General features: G+C 38.2%; 15 protein-coding genes. 10 read left to right on the top strand and 5 right to left on the bottom strand.

The features are described from left to right. Window position 1: 1 nt before the first annotated feature. From QBE53_02775 to QBE53_02785, 3 genes are all read right to left on the bottom strand, one after another. The gene (locus QBE53_02775; GenBank protein WZL82048.1) at window positions 2-1702 is read right to left on the bottom strand and encodes a methyl-accepting chemotaxis protein; all 1701 of its coding nucleotides are present in this window, start codon (window positions 1700-1702) and stop codon (window positions 2-4) included. Between the two features lie 21 nt (window positions 1703-1723). Beyond that, window positions 1724-2131: an ATP-binding protein gene (locus QBE53_02780; protein WZL82049.1), complete on the bottom strand. Its 408-nt coding sequence runs from the start codon at window positions 2129-2131 to the stop codon at window positions 1724-1726. Between the two features lie 123 nt (window positions 2132-2254). Then, a complete protein-coding gene (locus tag QBE53_02785; GenBank protein WZL82050.1) occupies window positions 2255-2911 on the bottom strand; it encodes a GntR family transcriptional regulator in 657 nt (218 codons plus the stop codon). Between the two features lie 167 nt (window positions 2912-3078). On the opposite strand from QBE53_02785, the gene uxuA reads away from it, so the two are divergent. From uxuA to QBE53_02835, 10 genes are all read left to right on the top strand, one after another. After that, window positions 3079-4155 (top strand): mannonate dehydratase, encoded by a 1077-nt coding sequence (uxuA, locus tag QBE53_02790; GenBank protein ID WZL82051.1) that lies wholly within the window; start codon window positions 3079-3081, stop codon window positions 4153-4155. Beyond that, complete coding sequence (locus QBE53_02795) at window positions 4156-5763, top strand: mannitol dehydrogenase family protein (protein ID WZL82052.1); 1608 nt, start codon at window positions 4156-4158, stop codon at window positions 5761-5763. Between the two features lie 221 nt (window positions 5764-5984). Next, window positions 5985-8498, top strand: a complete 2514-nt coding sequence (locus QBE53_02800) for a hypothetical protein (GenBank protein WZL82053.1) — start codon at window positions 5985-5987, stop codon at window positions 8496-8498. After that, complete coding sequence (locus tag QBE53_02805; GenBank protein ID WZL82054.1) at window positions 8491-9420, top strand: ABC transporter ATP-binding protein; 930 nt, start codon at window positions 8491-8493, stop codon at window positions 9418-9420. The genes QBE53_02800 and QBE53_02805 overlap by 8 nt, the downstream gene beginning before the upstream one ends. Further along, complete coding sequence (locus QBE53_02810; GenBank protein WZL82055.1) at window positions 9413-10267, top strand: ABC transporter permease; 855 nt, start codon at window positions 9413-9415, stop codon at window positions 10265-10267. Before QBE53_02805 ends, QBE53_02810 begins: the two co-directional genes overlap by 8 nt. A gap of 6 nt (window positions 10268-10273) precedes the next feature. After that, window positions 10274-11665, top strand: coding sequence for a hypothetical protein (locus QBE53_02815; GenBank protein WZL82056.1), 1392 nt, complete (start codon window positions 10274-10276; stop codon window positions 11663-11665). Window positions 11666-11683: 18 nt separating this feature from the next. Further along, window positions 11684-12643 carry a MoxR family ATPase gene (locus tag QBE53_02820; protein ID WZL83256.1) on the top strand — a complete coding sequence of 320 codons (960 nt, stop codon included), beginning with the start codon at window positions 11684-11686 and terminating at the stop codon, window positions 12641-12643. Then, window positions 12643-13503, top strand: coding sequence for a DUF58 domain-containing protein (locus tag QBE53_02825; GenBank protein ID WZL82057.1), 861 nt, complete (start codon window positions 12643-12645; stop codon window positions 13501-13503). Before QBE53_02820 ends, QBE53_02825 begins: the two co-directional genes overlap by 1 nt. Before the next feature lie 24 nt (window positions 13504-13527). Beyond that, complete coding sequence (locus QBE53_02830) at window positions 13528-15324, top strand: BatA and WFA domain-containing protein (GenBank protein WZL82058.1); 1797 nt, start codon at window positions 13528-13530, stop codon at window positions 15322-15324. Continuing rightward, on the top strand, window positions 15314-17836 hold the full coding sequence (locus tag QBE53_02835) for a VWA domain-containing protein (protein WZL82059.1): 2523 nt from the start codon (window positions 15314-15316) through the stop codon (window positions 17834-17836). Before QBE53_02830 ends, QBE53_02835 begins: the two co-directional genes overlap by 11 nt. Here the strand turns inward: QBE53_02835 and QBE53_02840 are convergent. Further along, window positions 17833-18285: a threonine/serine exporter family protein gene (locus QBE53_02840; protein WZL82060.1), complete on the bottom strand. Its 453-nt coding sequence runs from the start codon at window positions 18283-18285 to the stop codon at window positions 17833-17835. The two genes, QBE53_02835 and QBE53_02840, sit on opposite strands and share 4 nt — an antisense overlap. Then, the gene (locus tag QBE53_02845; GenBank protein ID WZL82061.1) at window positions 18275-19066 is read right to left on the bottom strand and encodes a threonine/serine exporter family protein; all 792 of its coding nucleotides are present in this window, start codon (window positions 19064-19066) and stop codon (window positions 18275-18277) included. The genes QBE53_02840 and QBE53_02845 overlap by 11 nt, the downstream gene beginning before the upstream one ends. Window positions 19067-19091 lie beyond the last annotated feature (25 nt).

The following is a 19091-nucleotide window of genomic DNA, read 5'->3' on the forward strand; positions in this document are numbered from 1 at the left end:
ATTATACACCAGCCTTTAATTTGAATTCTTTGATTAAATCGTTCAGCTCAATGACTTCTTGAGTTAATGCTTGATTCATTTCATTTACAGTGACAATAGTCGCATTTTGCTCTTCAGTGGCAGCCGTCACTTCTTCAGTACTTGCAGCATTATTTTGAATGGAATCGTTCACTGCGTTTATAGAATCGAGTATGGATTTTGTTTTGCCTAACATTAAGTCAGAGACTTCATCCAATGAACGACCTGCATCTTGGGTCGTTTTATTAAATGCATATAGATTTGCAAGTGCGCTTTCAGCTTTATTAATTTGAGAAATCTGAGTATTGACTAACTCCTGATTAAATTCCATGGAGTTTACAGTCGCTTTGGTCTCGGATTCAATGTTTTCGATAAGGCTAATAATTTGAGAAGCGGCATCACTTGAATTTTCAGCAAGTTTACGAATCTCATCTGCAACCACAGCAAATCCTTTGCCGGCTTCACCTGCACGTGCAGATTCTATAGAAGCGTTTAAGGCAAGAAGATTGGTTTGTGCAGCAATGCCTTCAATCACTTTGACCATTTCACCAATTTGTCGACTACGTTCAATAAGTTTGTTGACAGCACTTGAAGCAAAATCAACGGTTCGGTTAACTTCATCCATACTTTTTACAACTTCTTGAATAGCGCTTTGTCCATCTAATGAAGCGTTAAAGCTTTGCTCAATTGCTTGTCCGGTATTTTGGACCACTTGATTTAAGTGTTGACCCATTTTTGCCAGTTCATCTGTAGAATCATTGATTGAACTAAGTTCTCCAGCCATTATATCCGAGTTGTTGGCAATCTGAACGGTTGTCGTTGTGACTTCTTCAGATGCAATGCTAATCTCTTTTAAAGAGTCACGAATGGAAAGAGAATGATCTTCAACATGGTCAGATTTTGAACGGATATTGCTGATAATGAGTGTCAGCTTATCAATTGTATCATTTACAGAGGTTGCAAGAGACCCAAGTTCATCACGTGATTGGTGATTGACACGTGTGTCAAGATTACCGGCAGCTACATTATTCATTGCTTCGACGACCTTATAAATAGGTTCAATAATCATTTTAGAAAGAAGAATTGAAATAATAAGTGCTGCAACAATAACAAGTCCGCTTGTGATAAAGCTTACTGCATTTAAAATGGTTTGTAGTGTTTCCATATTTGAGCGTAGTTCTTGTGAACGGGTATCTTCAATCTCAGCAATTAAAAATAAATTGTCTTTAACATGTTTGATATTGGGCAACATTTCATCGCGAAAAAGCTTGTAGGCGGATGTAGTATTGCCGCTTTCCATATACTCGATGATTTGATGGGATGAATTGTGGATTATTTCATGGGGGATTTCCATCGCTGTAAAAGGTTCAAGTATTCTTGAATCTGGGGTAAAAGAATAGTACCACTGACCTAATTGGCATGCCGTAAAGTCCGAGGTATCCATAGTGCTGACTTCACCTAATAAATATAGAGACATGTTTAGTACATATTCTTCATGGTCAATGATGCGGTCATGCAAAAACTGACTAAATTCAAGAGCTTCCATAGCCTCTTGGGTGGCGCTGTCATATTGATTTTCAAAGTACATGGTCAGACCGGTTTCGGTTAATATTAAAAGAATAATTATTGTAAAAGAAATAAAAAACTTAAAGCGTAATGAATCGGTTTTCTTTAATGTGTTCATAAGATACTCTCCTTAGATGTTCTAGTATAGTTTTTTGATAATATAATATGAATAGTGGTTGTTTATATCTGGATAGGTCAAAAACCAATCCGAAAGTAACATAACCATGGATAAACCTCGACCATTTTCTCTAAACGGACAAAGGTATTTTACCGGGGTGTAGTCATCCAGTCCTCGACCGGAATCATTAACTTGTACAATAACAACCTCGGTGTATTGGTAAATGTGAATGCATATAACATTCGTAGGGGTATTTTGCAACTCCATTTCTTTACAGCTATTAATAATGAGCTCATGCAAAGCAATCAACAAATCAGCATAGACAGATTCAGGCAGTGGGGCAAGCATCTGTTCAATTTGTGAATGTATGATTGCAAGGGTACAGTCATTAATATTAAATTCATAATGTTTTTCATAAATAGAAGACATAGTTTCAATCCATTCATAATAGTATAGTTTGAAATGTTTAAAAAAAATAGTACATTCGTACTATTTTTTATAGTGTCTCATCATCATATCACATAGTGTGAAGTTTTTCTAGATGGTGATATGTTAATTTTTTATGTATTCACCAAAATTTTTTTGCATATAATGGGACTTGATATCGGAGCGTAGATGCTCATGAATAATCGTATCAATCTCATAAGATTCGTTCTTTTTGAGGTGTGCAATAATCTGCTTATGTTCATTAATAATGGATAGAAGTTTTTCTTTTCTTAGCATATGTAAGTGTCGAAATCGAGTATAGTGAACGGTTGATGATTGGATGAAGTCCCAGACCATTGCATGCCCTGCAAGTTCATATATGGTTTTGTGAAAAAGGTCGTCAAATTTTATGAAGGATTTTAAATCAATCTCTGGAGAGACGCATTCCATCTGCTGATTTAATATATATAATAGGCGATGTTCACCTTGCAAAGAAAGATGTCCGCACAATTTTTTTAGAATTTCGTTTTCTAGAATACTTCGCATAAAGATAACTTGTTCGACAGATTCTAGATTAATATAGGAAACAATACTTCCGCGTTGGGGATAAATATCAATATATCCGGCTAAGGAAAGCTGTTTTAGAACATCGCGAATGGGGGTGCGCGAAAGGGAAAAACGCTCACTTAGCATGGTTTCGCTGATAATTGTTCCGGGTTTTAGTTCTAATGTGAGGATTTCTTCTTTTAGCGTTTGGATTATGGTTTCTTTTTTACTTGCCATGATTTATACATTCATCCTTTCTCTTGCTAGTATCTAGTATACAGGAATTGATAAAAAAGTAAAGATGTATGTAATTTTTTTTGAGAGATATCCTATTGACAAAAGGGGTAAAGTGATTTATAGTGGAATATATAACTTGTATACAAGTTGACAAAAGGAGGTATATTATGCAAATGACGTGGAGATGGTATGGAGAAGGCAACGACTCTATTACCTTAGATCACATTCGTCAAATTCCAGGTGTTACCGGTATCGTTTGGTCACTGCATGACAAAGTGGCTGGTGAAGTATGGGAAGAAGATGAGATTGACAAAGTAATGAACTTAATAAAGAGCAAAGGTTTTAATGCAGATGTAGTTGAAAGTGTGAACGTACATGATGATATTAAAATCGGATTGCCTACGCGTGACAAGTATATTGATATCTACATTGATACCATTAAAAAGCTTGGGGAACGTGGAGTAAAAGTAATCTGCTATAACTTTATGCCTGTATTTGACTGGACACGAACAGACTTGTATAAAGAATTGCCAGATGGCTCAAACTCGCTATTTTATGAAAAAGATGCCATTGTTAATGATCCTAATGTTATGGCAGAACGTATCCTAAAGGGCGCAGGCAAATATACGATGCCAGGCTGGGAACCGGAACGCATGGCAAAACTTGATGAATTATTTAATGCATATGCAGATATCGACGAAGATAAGCTCTTTGAAAACTTAAAGTACTTCTTAGAACGTATTATGCCAGCTTGTGAGCAATATGATGTAAAAATGGCGATACATCCGGATGATCCACCATGGCCTATTTTTGGTCTTCCAAGAATCATTCGAAGCCGAGATCATATCCAACGCTTTTTAGATCAAGTCGATAATCCATACAGTGGATTAACACTATGTACAGGTTCACTTGGTCCCAATTTGTTAAATGATATACCTGCAATCATACGTGAGTTTCATGATCGCATTTACTTTGCCCACATTCGTAACGTTAAAGTTTATGAAAATGGAGACTTTAGTGAAGTCTCACATCGTGGAAAAGATGGAAATGTCGATGTGTATGAAGTGTTAAAAGCATATCATGACAACAACTTTACAGGGTATATTCGACCGGACCATGGTCGTCACTTGTGGGGTGAAGAAAAAGATTGCCGTCCTGGATATGGTCTATATGACCGTGCGCTAGGTGTAATGTATATGCTGGGTGTTTGGGATAGCCTAGACAAACAAAGAGGAGGCTGCTAGATGTTAGAGTTAAATCAAAGCGCGTTAAAAAAAGCTGATGCATGGGCGAAAGTCGATGTGGCATTACCTGAATTTGACATAGAACTAGTTCGAAAAAACACACAAGAACGTCCGACATGGGTGCATTTTGGTGCTGGAAATATCTTTAGAGGATTTGTGGCGAATGCCTACCAAAAAGTCCTTAATCAAGGATTGGCAGATACAGGAATTGTTGCGGCAGAGTCTTTTGACTTTGAAGTCATTGACAAAGTCTATACACCCTTTGATAATCTGACAATGTTAGTACTGATGAAAGCAACAGGCGAATTTGAGAAGACAGTTGTAGGCTCTATTGTTGAGAGTGTTACAACAGATCAAAAGCGTCCGAATGACTATGCGCGACTAACAGAAATCTTTGAAAATCCATCCCTTCAAATGGCTAGCTTTACCATAACAGAAAAGGGCTATGCAATTACAACACCCGATGGAGAGTACTTAGGTATTATTCAAAAAGATCTTGAACAAGGGCTAGAGCATCCGATACATACCATGAGTATTATCACGGCACTTGCATACAAGCGTTTTAAAAAAGGAGCATATCCATTGACATTTGTATCCATGGATAACTGTTCCCATAATGGAGATAAAGTGAAAGCGGCTGTGCATACCATAGCAGAAGAATGGCTAAGACGCGGATATGTAGAGCAAGCGTTTATCGATTATATAAAAGATGAAGAAAAAATCACTTTCCCACTTTCCATGATTGATAAAATTACTCCCCGTCCGTCAGACGATGTAAAAGCAAGTCTTGAAAAAGATGGATTAGCAGATATGGATGTTATCATAACAAGCAAAAACTCCTATATGGCACCTTTTGTCAATGCAGAGATTAGTGAGTATCTTGTCATTGAAGATAAGTTTGTTAATGGACGTCCAAAACTTGAAGAAGCCGGAGTTATTTTTACAGATCGTGAAACGGTAAATCGCGTTGAGACGATGAAAGTAACAACATGCCTTAACCCGCTTCACACAGCTTTAGCCGTTACAGGATGCTTGCTAGGTTATACACTTATTGCCGACGAAGTTAAAGATCCGGTTTTGTCCAAGTTAATTCATACGATTGGATATGAAGAAGGACTCAAAGTTGTGGTTAACCCTGGAATTATTGATCCAAAAGCTTTTATTGATGAAGTTGTTAATGAGCGCTTTGCAAATCCGTTTATTCCGGATACACCTCAACGTATCGCAACCGATACTTCTCAAAAAGTGGCCATACGCTTTGGAGAGACAATCAAAGCATATGAAGCATCGAAGGATCTAGATCCTAAACAATTAACTGCGATTCCTTTAGCGCTTGCGGCGTGGGTACGCTATCTTCTTGCTATAGATGATAAAGGAGAGCGTTTTAACTTAAGTTCAGATCCACTGATGGATGAATTAATGAAGTATGTAGCAGATATCAAGCTAGGCGATACATCGGCTGATATTCGACCATTACTGGAAAAAGAAAGCATTTTTGGTCTAGATTTATATAGCGTAGGACTCGGTGAAAAAGTTGAAGCGTTTTTCATAGAAATGCTTGCGGGACCTGGAGCTGTTTACAGTACTTTAAAAAAATATTTAGTATAAACATATAATATATACATACACGAACATTAATCAGATGCACTACATTTTCCTTTTGTAGTGCATCTGTTTTTATGTAAAAAAATAAGATGACCCAAAAACAAAGGGCGTAAAATGTGAAACGATTAAAAAAATTTAACCGAATATTAAGAAACAAAGGGATTTTTTTCGTTATAATAAGAATTGTGTTAATTATATAGTAGAAATGAAAAAAGGAGCAGGGTATGCAAAAGAAAATTATTTTTCAAGGGATATTTTTATTGATGCTTGTCGCATTGCTTGCAGGATGCCAAAAGCAAGATACCAATCTTGAAGTTGATCTTGAGGTTGGATATGATCAAGTCGTAAAAATATCAGAGGGAAATCCATTAAATGTTACGATGCGTAATGCGGGAGAGGCTGTTAGTGGAGAGATTCAAATTGATATAGCAACAGATGGACAATCGCAAATCGTCTTTGCGGTGCCTTTTGATATAAGTCAAGGTGCAGAGAAAGTTCTCGATGTATATATACCGGTTTACACAGTACAAAAAGAGTTTCCGGTTCGAATTGTTGTTGACAATACAACGGTATATGAGCAAAAAGTGAAGGCTAGACAGTTTCTTTCTCCTGAACGTGCAGTTATTGCCGTCATAAGTGAGCAACCGGACCATTATCGTTTTTTTAACCAAATGCATTTAAGCGCGATGGTCAAAGAAGAAGAACTTTATACATATGATCGTGTAACCCGAGAAGAATCCAATGAAATAGCTGAGGTGAAGTCGCCCCATGTTATCTTTTTTGATTCTGTAGAAGCGTTTAATGAACGACAAGCACTGGATTTTTTTGATTATATTTATCTTGGAAATACCAGTAATCTAGGATTTAATGCAGGTGTTGAAAAAAATATTATTCATTGGATGCAACAAGGCAATACGCTTTTTGTTGAAACCGGTGCGAATTATCAACGCATGATGAATCAATTACCAGAAGGGCTAAAACACGTTGCATTTAATGAGGCGAAAGAGGTTAGCCTAGATTTTAGTGAAGCGAATCTTCCATTTGTAGGCGAGGTGGTTTTAGCCACAGGCAATCCATTGAATGAGGATGTTGTCTTTATTGAGCAGCAAGAGAGCGTCTTAGGCTATGGAGAACGCATAGGCGCAGGGAAACTTATCACGCTTTCTATGGACTTGACAGCAGATCCCCTAGCACAGTGGAATACAGGTGGTATCTTTTTATCGCATCTTATGCAAGTTCTTGATGTAGAACAACAAATGAACCCTGGTGAATATGAAGAGTATTATGGAAATAATTCCTATCGCCTACGCTACATCCCTATGGAAAAAAAGCCGCCATATGGACTTATGGCGTTGATTTTAGGTATTTATAGTATACTTGTAGGTCCCATTACTTACTTTGTATTAAAAAAGAAGGACCGTCGTGACTTGATGTGGATTATTGTACCGACGATGGCGATTGTATGTGTTGTAATTATTTACCTGTTTGGATTTATGACACGTTATGATAAGCCTATTAGTAATAGTATTTCAGAGATTAACTATCACCAAGGCGAACGCTTTTTAGAAATTAACAGTGAGATTGCTCTGTTTAACAATAAAAATAACCAGATGACAGTTTCGTGGGATTCAGAAGAAAACTTTAGAATTTCTTCATTAAATACTTCGCATTATTACGGTGAAAACCGAGAGAGTAAAAAGACAAAGGGAAAATTATTTATGGGAAGCCGCGGCTACTATGAATCTTATGATACTACTTTATGGGAACCGACATTTGCCGTAGGTAAAAAGGTGATTCCGATTGAAAAACAAGTGGAAGATGAAACGGTACGTGTCAATGTAATCGATGAAAAAGTAGAATTGACAGTGTTTAATCCGACGCCGATAGAACTTGAATATACAGTTGCAATTTGGGGTGGACAAATGTTTGAAGTAGGAACATTAGAAGCTTATGGTCAAAAAACAGTATCGGTTGAAGGTGTAGCAGATGTCTATGATTATCTTGAAAAAACTTATCAAATGAGTCAACATTATCAAAATCCAGGGAAGTTTTCCGAACAGCTACGAAGTGATGTTTCTTTTTTAGAAGACAACTTATATCGATCCTATGATCGCAATAGGAACAGATCATCTGACCAAGTTATGCTTATAGGGATTAACAAAGATGATGTTGGCTATGCCATTGAGATCAATGATAAAGAGGTTGAGGAATATTCTCGCAATCTTGTCGCTTTGGCGATGGATTATCGCTTTGATTTTGCACAAGACATGACATTGCCCTATGGATTTATTCAACCATCAATTATGCTAGAGCGTTATGGTTATATGGAAGAAGGCTACTCATATTTTGATGGCGATGCTCAAACCATTGATTTATATGAGACTGAAAAAGCCTTTTTCACATGGAAAATACCGGAAGAGATTGCCATTAATAAGTTGATGCTTAAATTAGAAAAACTGTATACGAGTGAAGCGTATTATGAAAAATATCGGAACAATTCTTCACAAAATACGTCTAATGAAGAACCTGTTGCTATTTATATTCAAAATGCGCAAACAGAGCAATGGGAGCTAATAGATATGACACAAGATGAAATTGATATCGACTTAGAGACATACGTGTCCGAGGAAAATACATTGGCAATTAGCTATGATTTGACAGAATTAAAAATAATGAATATGGATTACACGATGATTGTTCCGGCAATTCGTTTTGAAGGAGGTGCTGTTAATGATTAAAGTGGAAAATTTGAAAAAACGTTATGGAAGCTTTACGGCAGTGGATGACTTATCTTTTCATATTGAAAAAGGAGAAATCTTTGGATTTGTAGGTTCTAACGGAGCAGGTAAAACGACAACAATGAAAATTGCAGCAGGCTTAATGGAACCCACGGCAGGAACCATCTATATTGATGGTTTGGATATTACAAAAGAGCGTAATGCTGCAAAAAAAATGTTGGGATATATGCCAGACTTTTTTGGTGTGTATGATGATCTTAAAGTGAGTGAGTATATGAACTTCTATTGCGGCATTCATGGTATTTTGCCAAAGGAACGCGATGAGATTATCCAGCCACTTATTGAACTGGTCAATCTAGAAGATAAAACGGAATTTTATGTGGATGACTTATCGCGAGGTATGAAGCAGCGCTTGTGTTTAGCACGGGCACTTATCCATGATCCCAAAGTACTTATTTTGGATGAACCCGCATCGGGACTTGATCCAAGAGCACGTGTAGAATTTCGACAGATTCTATATAAACTTCGAGAAATGAATAAGACCGTGCTAATTAGTTCACATATTTTGCTGGAACTTGCAGAAATATGTACGACCATCGGGATTATTAACCGTGGTAAGATGGTGGTTAAAGGGAGTGTTTCTGAGATTCAAAAGCAGTTATCCCACCTTAATCGAATCAAACTTAAGGTTGTCAGTGACTTAGATACTACGCTACTTCGGCTAAAAGAATATCCAAACATCAGTAATATGAATGTGGTAAATGGAAGTATTGAATTTTCATATAGTGGAAGTGATGAAGATAAGCATGTGCTACTTCGCCGATTGATTGAAGAAAAGTTGCCCATATACCATTTTGAAGAAGCTGGCGGAAGCTTAGAATCCATTTTTATGCAGTTGACACAGGAGGGTGAAAATGCTTAATCCAATATTAGAACGTGAACTAAAGACGCGGATGCGTACATGGAAGACGCCCATACTTTTAACGGTATATCTTGGGTTAATCGGTCTCATATTAACATTGGTTTTACTGGCATCAGGTACAGTTTTTGGCTATGATGGATATGGATTTGATCCAAGTGTTATTGCCACTGTGTATGATGTGTTAGTCATCTTTCAAATGGCACTCTTGATGTTGATTATCCCGGTGTTTACGGCAACGGCGATTTCGGGAGAACGAGAACGTCAAACCTTAGATCTTATGCTTTGCACAGATATATCGACATGGAAAATCTTGTTTGGAAAAATCAGTGCAGCATTAACGTTTATTCTTTTGATTATTTTTGCATCGATACCATTTATAAGCATTATTATGCTTTTTGGTGGGGTATCGATGTGGGATATATTTAAAACTGTTTTATACTACATGGCGGCAGCATTTATGCTCTCGACAGTTGGGATATTTGCGACGACACATTTTAAGCGTAATATCACAGCGATTATGATGAGTTATGTGATTTTGGGAGTTATATATTTTGTGCCACTGATTCTGATGATTATATTAGCGATTGTTACTCAACTTGAAAATATGCAATGGTTAAGTGATTTTGTTGAAATATATATTTATGATATTTCTGCAATACTTTTTGGAGCGAATCCTGGATTTGGGTTGCTGTCGTTATTGAATAATGATTTTATGGATATTAGCTATATGATCAATTATCAATCCATTTTATCCAAGATACCAACATGGACAATATCATTGATTTATTTTACCATTATAAGTAGCGTATTTTTACTTTTATCTAAGCATAAACTATCAAAGAGGTGATAAATAATGCTTCGAAAAAAAATATATAGATATATTCGACCCATTCGACAAAAACTTTATATTGAGCGTAGCCTTAAAGTGTTAAGCTGGATTTTGGTGATAGGATTTGGTCTAACATGTTTACTGGCTATCGTAAGTCGATTTGTCATGGTTGTACATGTAACAATGTGGATGGGATATGTTGGGTTAGTCGCAATGGCAACCTCAATTATTGTCAGTGCTTTTTTATATCCATCAGTACAAGATGGTGTAAAGCTAACAGATCATCTAGGGATGCAGGAGCGCTTAATGACCGCACTGGAGTTTGAAGATAGTCAAGAGGCGGCCATCACATCTCAACGTGAAGATACCTTGTTACATATAGAAGATATTACAAAGCGTCCAAGCTATTCGATAAAAATTTGGAGACGCCCTTGGCTCATTGCTGGGATATTATTCGTGGGTACATTGGGTGTTTTAATGGTTCCAACGAGCTCATCTAAACAAGCAGCACAGATTGAAGAGCTACAGGAAAAAATCATTGAAGAAATGGCTTGGATTGAAGAAAAGCTAGATCAAGACTTGCTCGAAGAAAAAATAGCAGATGCTGCGGATATAGAAGAAAAAGAGAAAGCCATTGAAGAAGCCCTAGAGGCATTAAAAGAGAATATTGAAAAGGCAAAATCTGAAGAAGAAGCCTTAAAAGAACTGGCTATAGCTAAAAATGCGTTGAGCGAAATAGAAAAAGAAATCGCAGAGCAACTCAAGGCTCAAAGTCAAGAAGCTATGGGAGAAGAGACAGCCTTGGCTATGGAAAAAGCATTAGAAGCCATGGGAAGCGAACTTCATGAAATGCAAGCGGCCATCAATGCGAGTGGTCAAAACCTAGCGACAAAGGCAAGCATTAGTCAGATGGCATTTTCAGGAGAACCATCGAATGGGAGTGAACCTAGTCAAAGTTCAGGAGCCATGGCCGGAAGCGGTGAAAATCCCCAAGAAGGAGAAGGTGAAGGTCAAGGTCAAGGCGGTGCAGGAGCACAAGAAGGCGAAGGTCAAGGCGCATCTGCAACAGGTTCAACCAATGAAGAGACGCCGATGCAAGAAACCACAGAGCCTCAGGGAGGTCATCATCAAGGTGGTGAATCAAAAGAAGGTATTTATGAGTCCTTATATCCACCAGAACGTCTTGGTGGGGAGGCTGACCCTAGTTTTATTCAAGGAGATAGTCAAAAAGAAGGAGAACGTACGTATAGTGAGGTACAAGGCGTTCCAACAGAAGCTGGAGAGTTTGTGCGTTACGACACCATACTGAGTGAATATAGTAGTGAGGCGACTCGGCGTATAGATCAAGCGCAGGTCCCTCCGATGATGCGAACAGTTGTTAAAGAATATTTTTCGAGTTTAGAGACATCGGATTGATAAAAGGAGACGAAGATGATGGAGTTAGAACATGTAAGTGAATGGAGCGAGCGGGTTATAACCGAAGTGTCTGAGCACATTATCGGACAAGAAGAATTAATTGAAGATACAATTATTTGCTTAATGGCTGGAGGTAACCTTTTGTTGGAAGGTGTTCCAGGTTTAGGGAAAACAAGACTTGTATCTGTATTAGGGGAAGTGCTTGGATTGGCATTTAAACGGATTCAATTTACACCGGACTTAATGCCGGCAGATATTACAGGAACCAATATTTATAACCGAGATCGTAATGTATTTGAATTTCAACAAGGACCTGTGTTTTCAAATATTGTATTAGCAGATGAAATCAATCGAGCAACACCAAAAACACAGGCGGCCATGCTTGAAGCCATGCAAGAAAAAACTGTCACAGTGGCAGGTCAAACCTATCCGCTCCCTCGCCCTTATCTTGTCATGGCAACACAGAACCCTATTGAGCAAGAGGGGACCTATCCCCTACCGGAAGCACAGATGGATAGATTTATGTTTAAGCTAAATGTTTTGTTTCCAAAGGCGAAAGACTTAGCAGCGATTGTTCAGCTGACAACAGGAACCCATGAGCCAAAAGTTCATACAGTAACCTCAAGTGAAGAGCTATTGGAAATACAAGAATTGGTAAAAACAGTGCCTGTAGCACAGCCTGTACTTGATTATGCTATGCGCTTGATTGTAGCTACACACCCTGAACAAGAAAGTGCTCCGGACATCATTCGTAAATATGTCCTTGCAGGTGCAAGTCCTCGGGCGGCACAGGGAATTATCAATGCTTCAAGAGTACGTGCATTAATCAAAGGGCGTTATAATGTGGCTTTTGAGGATATTAATGCCATGGCAGAGCCGGTTTTGCGACACCGCCTGGTACTTAATTTTGAAGCTATGAGTGATGGAGTAACGGTTGAGCACTTAGTAAGTGAACTTATAGGAGTGATTAAAGAGTAATGTCCAAAATAATTGACAGCGAATTTATGAAGCTCGTACAACATGTGCCTATGCATATTGAATTAAAGCTTAAAAACAACCAATTTGGGTTCAAGCGTTCTTCGGCAAAAGGAAGCTCGGTCGAATTTTCAGATTATCGGGAATATGTGCCGGGAGATGATTTTCGTCGAATTGACTGGAATGCACTTGCACGTTTTGAGAAAGTTTTTATTAAGCTATTTATGGAAGAACAAGAATCACCTGTAACGATTTTTAGTGATCAAAGCAAATCAATGGGATTTGGAAAAAAACGTGACGTTGGGATAAAAACGGCAGCTACCTTTGCATATGCGGCCTTGGCTGAATATGATACGGTTTCTTCGATTACATTTAATGATAAAGTTGATCACTATTTGACAAATGTCCGGGGAACCAAAGGGTTTAATAATATTGTAGAACAACTTGAGAAAAAAACATATACCGGTAACAGTCACTTAGAAGAGGCGATCTTTACATGGCAACCGCGTTTTCGAAAAGGCATTACTGTGATTGTTACAGACTTGATGTATGATCATCACTTAGAACGGATTTTACCGATGTTACATTTTCGTAAGCAAAAAGTCGTCTTATGCCATGTGTTGTCACAAGACGAGATACGCCCTGTGCTTGAGAGTAATCAGCGATTAATTGATAGCGAATCCCAGCAAGCTTATAATATTGATGCTGGGCTTGAAAGCAGCCAGTTATATGAAAAAGCCTTTGAAAAGTATATGCATGAGATTCAGCGATTATGTAGTCGATATCGGGTGCATTATTTTCAGTTAGTTGCAGAGGAAGGTATCGAACCGCTTATCCGTCAAATGATTCAGATCAAAAACTAAGATGTTGTGAAATGAGGAAATTATATGGGAATCAGTCAGATAATGGGATTAACAGCCTTACTTGGCATTCCGTTTATTATTATTTTATACATGTTAAAACCAAAGCATCAAAACAGAGAAGTTGCCAGTACATATTTGTGGCAGCAAGTGTTTGATGAAATTGAATCCGCTTCAACACTCCATCGACTGCGAAAAAGTATCTTGCTTTTACTGGAAATTCTTGCTATTTTGCTGATAACGGCCATTTTAGCAGGTGTTTTCTTGAAAAACGTTGGATCAAGTCAGCATCATATTTTAGTTTTGGATGGATCGATTTCTATGCAGTCGACGGATATAAAGCCGACACGTTTTGATGAAGCGAAGAAGACAGCCATAGACTACTTGAAGCAATTAGATGATGATGTTATTGTTTCCGTGGTGGTTCTTAAAGAGACACCGGAGATTTTATTTCGCGAAGAAGAAGATATTGCTATGGTTCGTGATGGACTTCGTCAAATTCAGCCAAGCATGAATTATGTGGATCCAAGTCTTGCTTATGAGACGATTCAAGCATTAGCTGGGGAGTATGCCTATGATTTAGCTTACTTTGGCGACCAAAGTTTTAAAGGGGCACGTATATATCCAATTGGAAAGGATGAACGCAATCTTTCCATACATGATGTCTCAGTAACAGCTTATGCTAAAGGTTTGTCTGCATTGACAGAGGTTTTTAATCATGGCAATGACGTGGAAGAAGTCATGGTCAGTCTCTATGTCGATGACTTATATTTAACAACAAAATCAATACCTATTGACCCCCTCGGGTCAACACAAGTACTTTTTGATCAGATTCCGAAGGAAACGAAAATCATAAAAGTCGTTGTTGATACAGAGGATCGGTTGAATATAGATAATACGGCTTATGCGGTTGTTCAGGAAAAGACAAAGGCAAAAGTGGCTTATTATAGTGAAGGGAACCTGTTTTTAGAAAAAGTGATGGCACTTCACGAACAGCTGGATGTATACGAGGTTGATGCATCACGCAATGAGATACTAACTGGATATGATATCTATCTCTTTGATAGTTTTGTGCCGGCGGAGTTACCAACGGATGGAAATATCTTGATAATTGATCCGCAAAACAACACCTCAACAACGATACAATCGAAAGGATATATTGAAAATCCGAAGTTTAAAACGGTACAACATCCGATTACATATTTAATTGATAAGCCGGAATTTAATATTGCAGTTACTCAAGTTTTTGATATTAAGGATACATCCGAAGAAAGGAAAGATAGTATATATGAAACAGAACATGGATCCATTGCATATTCTTGGGAAGATGGTCGGAATCGTGGGGTTGTTTTCGGGTTTGATTTTCGTTATTCAGACCTACCTCTTGGGATAGAATTCCCTATTCTCATGACCAATACATTTGATTATCTGATGAATCAGTCAGCATTAGAGAACAATCAGGTGTCTGTTGGTGAAGCCGTTGAGATTCGTTTGTTTCCAAATACGGAAAATGCGTGGATTTTAACACCGAGTGGATATAAGCATACCCTCTTAAATGAGGAGCAATATATTACATATAGAGAAGCAAGTCAACCCGGAATTTATTCTTTAATTCAGCAATCAGGTGATGAAGAAAAAAGGGAGTACTTTGCAGTCAATACACCCCAAAGAGGCATAGATGAAGGGACAATATCTTCTGGGCAGGATGAAGAAAAAAAATATGCGACAGGCAAAGATTTAAGTCTTTGGCTTGGTACGGCTACGATTCTTGTCTTATTGATCGAATGGCTCATCTATACTAGGAGGAAACGCTATGCACGTTAATATAACGACACTTGCACCGCTACTTTTACTTATTCCTATTGGCGGTGTAATGGCAATGACCTATTATAAAAGGCATAAGTATACCAAACGATTAAAAACTTTATGGTGGATGCGGGTCATCAGTTTACTTTTGATTGTCATGAGTTTGTGTGGAATGACCATTGTACGTTCCGCGAAGCAAGAAGGGACTATTTTTTTAGTGGATCGTTCTCAGAGTATGACGCAACATGCACATACCATGGAGACGTTCATTCATGAAGCCCTAAAAGAAAAACCGGACGAGGATCTTGTGGGTATAGTAGCCTTTGGAAATGAGAGTAAAATTGAAAATACATTACGTGATCGTATTGAATTTAATGGATTTCAAGTACAAGTGGATGATACATTTACCAATATTTATCAAGGACTGATACAAAGTCAGGTGGTGTTTGATCCTAATATCCGTAAACGTATCGTACTCATGAGTGATGGCTATGAGAACAATAATCAAGCCGACAAGCAACTACGTGCTCTTGCAGAGGCTGGGATACAAGTAGATGTTGTAAGCTATGAGCGCGTAGGGCAAAAAGAGGTACAAGTCGATGAGATTTTGCTACCTAAAAATGCAGAAAAAAACCAACAAATACAGGTGGAAGTCAGCATATTAAGTACAGATACAATGACAGTGGATATGCAGGTGTATGTCAACGGTAAGCTCTCATCTACCCAAAGTGTTGACCTAAAACCAGGAGAAAATAAATACACGTTCTTTGATGAAATGGATGCCAGCGGATTAGTTGACTATACAGTTGAAGTGGTTCCAAAAGAAGATACATACATTGAAAACAATAAACGTTCAGCATATGTTATTGTCAATGACTTGGCCAATATTCTTCTCGTACAAGATGAACACAAAGAAGGCGAAAATTATATAAGACTTTTGAATGAAAGTGCGCATATTGAATCTGTAATGCCAATGGAAGTGCCTTTAGAACTAGACAATCTCTTAAAGTATGATGCATTCATCTTGGCAGATATCTCCCTTGAAACTTTATCACCAACATTTATTGAACATCTAGAGTTGCTTGTACGTAATCAAGGAAAAGGACTTTTGGTGTCAGGAGGAGATAATAGTTATGGACTTGGAGGCTATTATAATACGGTACTAGAAGAGATGCTCCCCGTTCAGATGGATGTCAAATCAAAAGAAGAAAAGCCAAATCTAGGGATGGTTCTAGTGATTGATAAATCAGGAAGTATGTCAGCGGGACAATATGGTGTCTCGCAGATGGAACTTGCCAAAGAAGCGGCTATTCGTTCAACAGAGATTTTGGAAGAACAAGATTATCTTGGTGTTATCGCTTTTGATGGAGAGTTCAAGTGGGTAGTTAAGCCTGCGCTGATGGAAGAAAAAGAAAAGATGCAAGATGCAATAGCTACGTTGGTTCCCGGTGGAGGTACATCCATTCGTCCGGCATTAAACGCTGCAGTTGATGCGCTTATGCCATTAGATACGGCGTTAAAGCATATTATATTATTAACTGATGGACAAGCAGAAAACACAGGATATGAAACGATTCTTGATAATATCAGTGAAGAAGAGATTACATTATCTACAGTGGCTGTCGGTTCAGGAGCAGATAATCGATTACTCTATAATTTGGCAGAAGCAGGTGGCGGAAGATATTATGCCACCGATGTGTTTACGGATATACCTTCTATCTTTACAAAAGAAGCTTTTATGGCGGGAAAAAAATATCTTAATAATGTGTCGTTTTACCCGGAAGTAACCAACTATTCATCGATACTGGATGGAATCAGTGGGTTACCAATGTTAGATGGTTATGTAGCGACGCGAGAAAAAAACATGGCAAAAGTAGTTCTGTCTAGCCCTGATAATGATCCGATTCTTGCAACCTGGCAATATGGGCTTGGGCGTACAATGGCATGGACATCGGATATGAACGGAATGTGGACAAGCCAGTGGTTAAATTGGCCACAAAATAAAACGCTATGGGCAAATAGTATGGCATGGCTTGTTCAACAACAAATCAATCAAGACTACAGCGTTCAAACGGAGTATGTAAATGGCGAAGGGAAAATTGTTGTGGAACAGACAGATGGTGGAATAAACCAAACGACAGAGCTAAAAGGAGAATTAACAAATCCCAGTGGGAAGACAGAACAGATTACCTTAAAGGCGACAGCACCGGGCGTATATGAAGGTATATTTAAACCTCAAGGAGAGGGCGTATATTTAGCGAATATTGGTCTGGAAGATGAACAAGGAGCAGAGCAGATTCTTGCCGGAGTCATTGTTCCTTATTCTCCGGAGTTTGACTTTTTTGCACAAAGGCGCTTAACCCCGGAAAGTATTATACAGCAATCAGGAGGACGTATAATCACAAGCCCTTCAAATGTTTTTGAAGGTGAATTACCTCCGGTCAATTCGAGCCAAGATATTTCTACATACCTTTTGGTTCTAGGGATGTTAGTCTTCTTAACAGAATTGTTTTTTAGAAAAGTACGCTAATGACGATCGGTTTGAGGGATAACCTTGCGGCGGCGATTAATAAGCTTTCCCATGGATGTTGAAATAATAACACCAGCAGCGATACCAAGGGCAATAAGCAAGGATTCAAAACCAACATTTAAAGCTTGTTGGTAATTTCTTTCAATAATTTTTAACATAGAATAATAGAGTCCATAACCAGGAACCAAAGGGATGATGCCGGGAATGACAAAGGTCGTTGCCGGCATTTTCATGATTCTGGCAAGAATTTCACCTAAAAGACCGACAACGAGCGCACCGATAAGAGCAGCGGCAATGGTTGAGCTAAACGTATTTAAAAAATAAGTATAGGCAACCCACCCAAAGGCACCGGCTATTCCAGAGTGAAGTAATACACGCCTTGGAAGATTAAAAATAAAGCTAAAACCGATGACACACATAGTGGCAATAATAAAGGCTTTAATATACATAGAGACCTCCTGAGATTAACAAATTAAGCTGTAAGACAATACCAACACCGATAGCAATAGCTGCAGCAACAAGCAAAGCTTCGCTAAGTTTTGACATGCCGGCGACATAGTCACCATATATAAGGTCACGAATAGCATTTGTAATGGCAACCCCAGGAACTAGAGGCATAATACTTCCAATAATTATCATATCAATATTTGCGGTAATGCCAAAAAAAACTAAAGTGGCGACAGAAAAAAGTGCCAAAATACCATTGACAATACCGCCAACAAGATTGCGCATAAAAGAAGACTTGGATTTTTTTGTCATAATCGTTGAAGCGGTCATAACACCAAGACTGACGAGAAATGCAGCAATAAATTCGAAGAAGGTTCCTCCAAATAATAGTGTGAAAAATCCACCGGATAATCCGCCAAATAAAATGACCAGTGGTGCGCTAAAACGAGGTGCATAGCGAATTTGATCTAGTTTTGCTTTTGCATCATCAAGGGGGATTTTTCCGGCAACAAAATTTCTAGAAAAATCATTGACCATCCCAATAGCTTCTAAATCAATGTGTATGTTTCGAATACGCCGAACATAGGAATAATCCTTTGCCTCATGGTTATATGAAACAAAAATACCTGTAGGAATAACAAAGCTTTCAACATGAATATTTTGAGAAGCACATATACGATTAATCGTTTCTTCAACACGATAAGTTTCAGCGCCATTTTCAAGCATAACGCGTCCAGAATATATGGCAATTTCTAAAACTTGACGAATAGTATCTTGTTCCATAGAGTCTCCTTTCCCGTCACGAACA

It is taken from the genome of Vallitaleaceae bacterium 9-2 (assembly GCA_038396585.1).
GTDB lineage: Bacteria > Bacillota > Clostridia > Lachnospirales > Vallitaleaceae > UBA1351.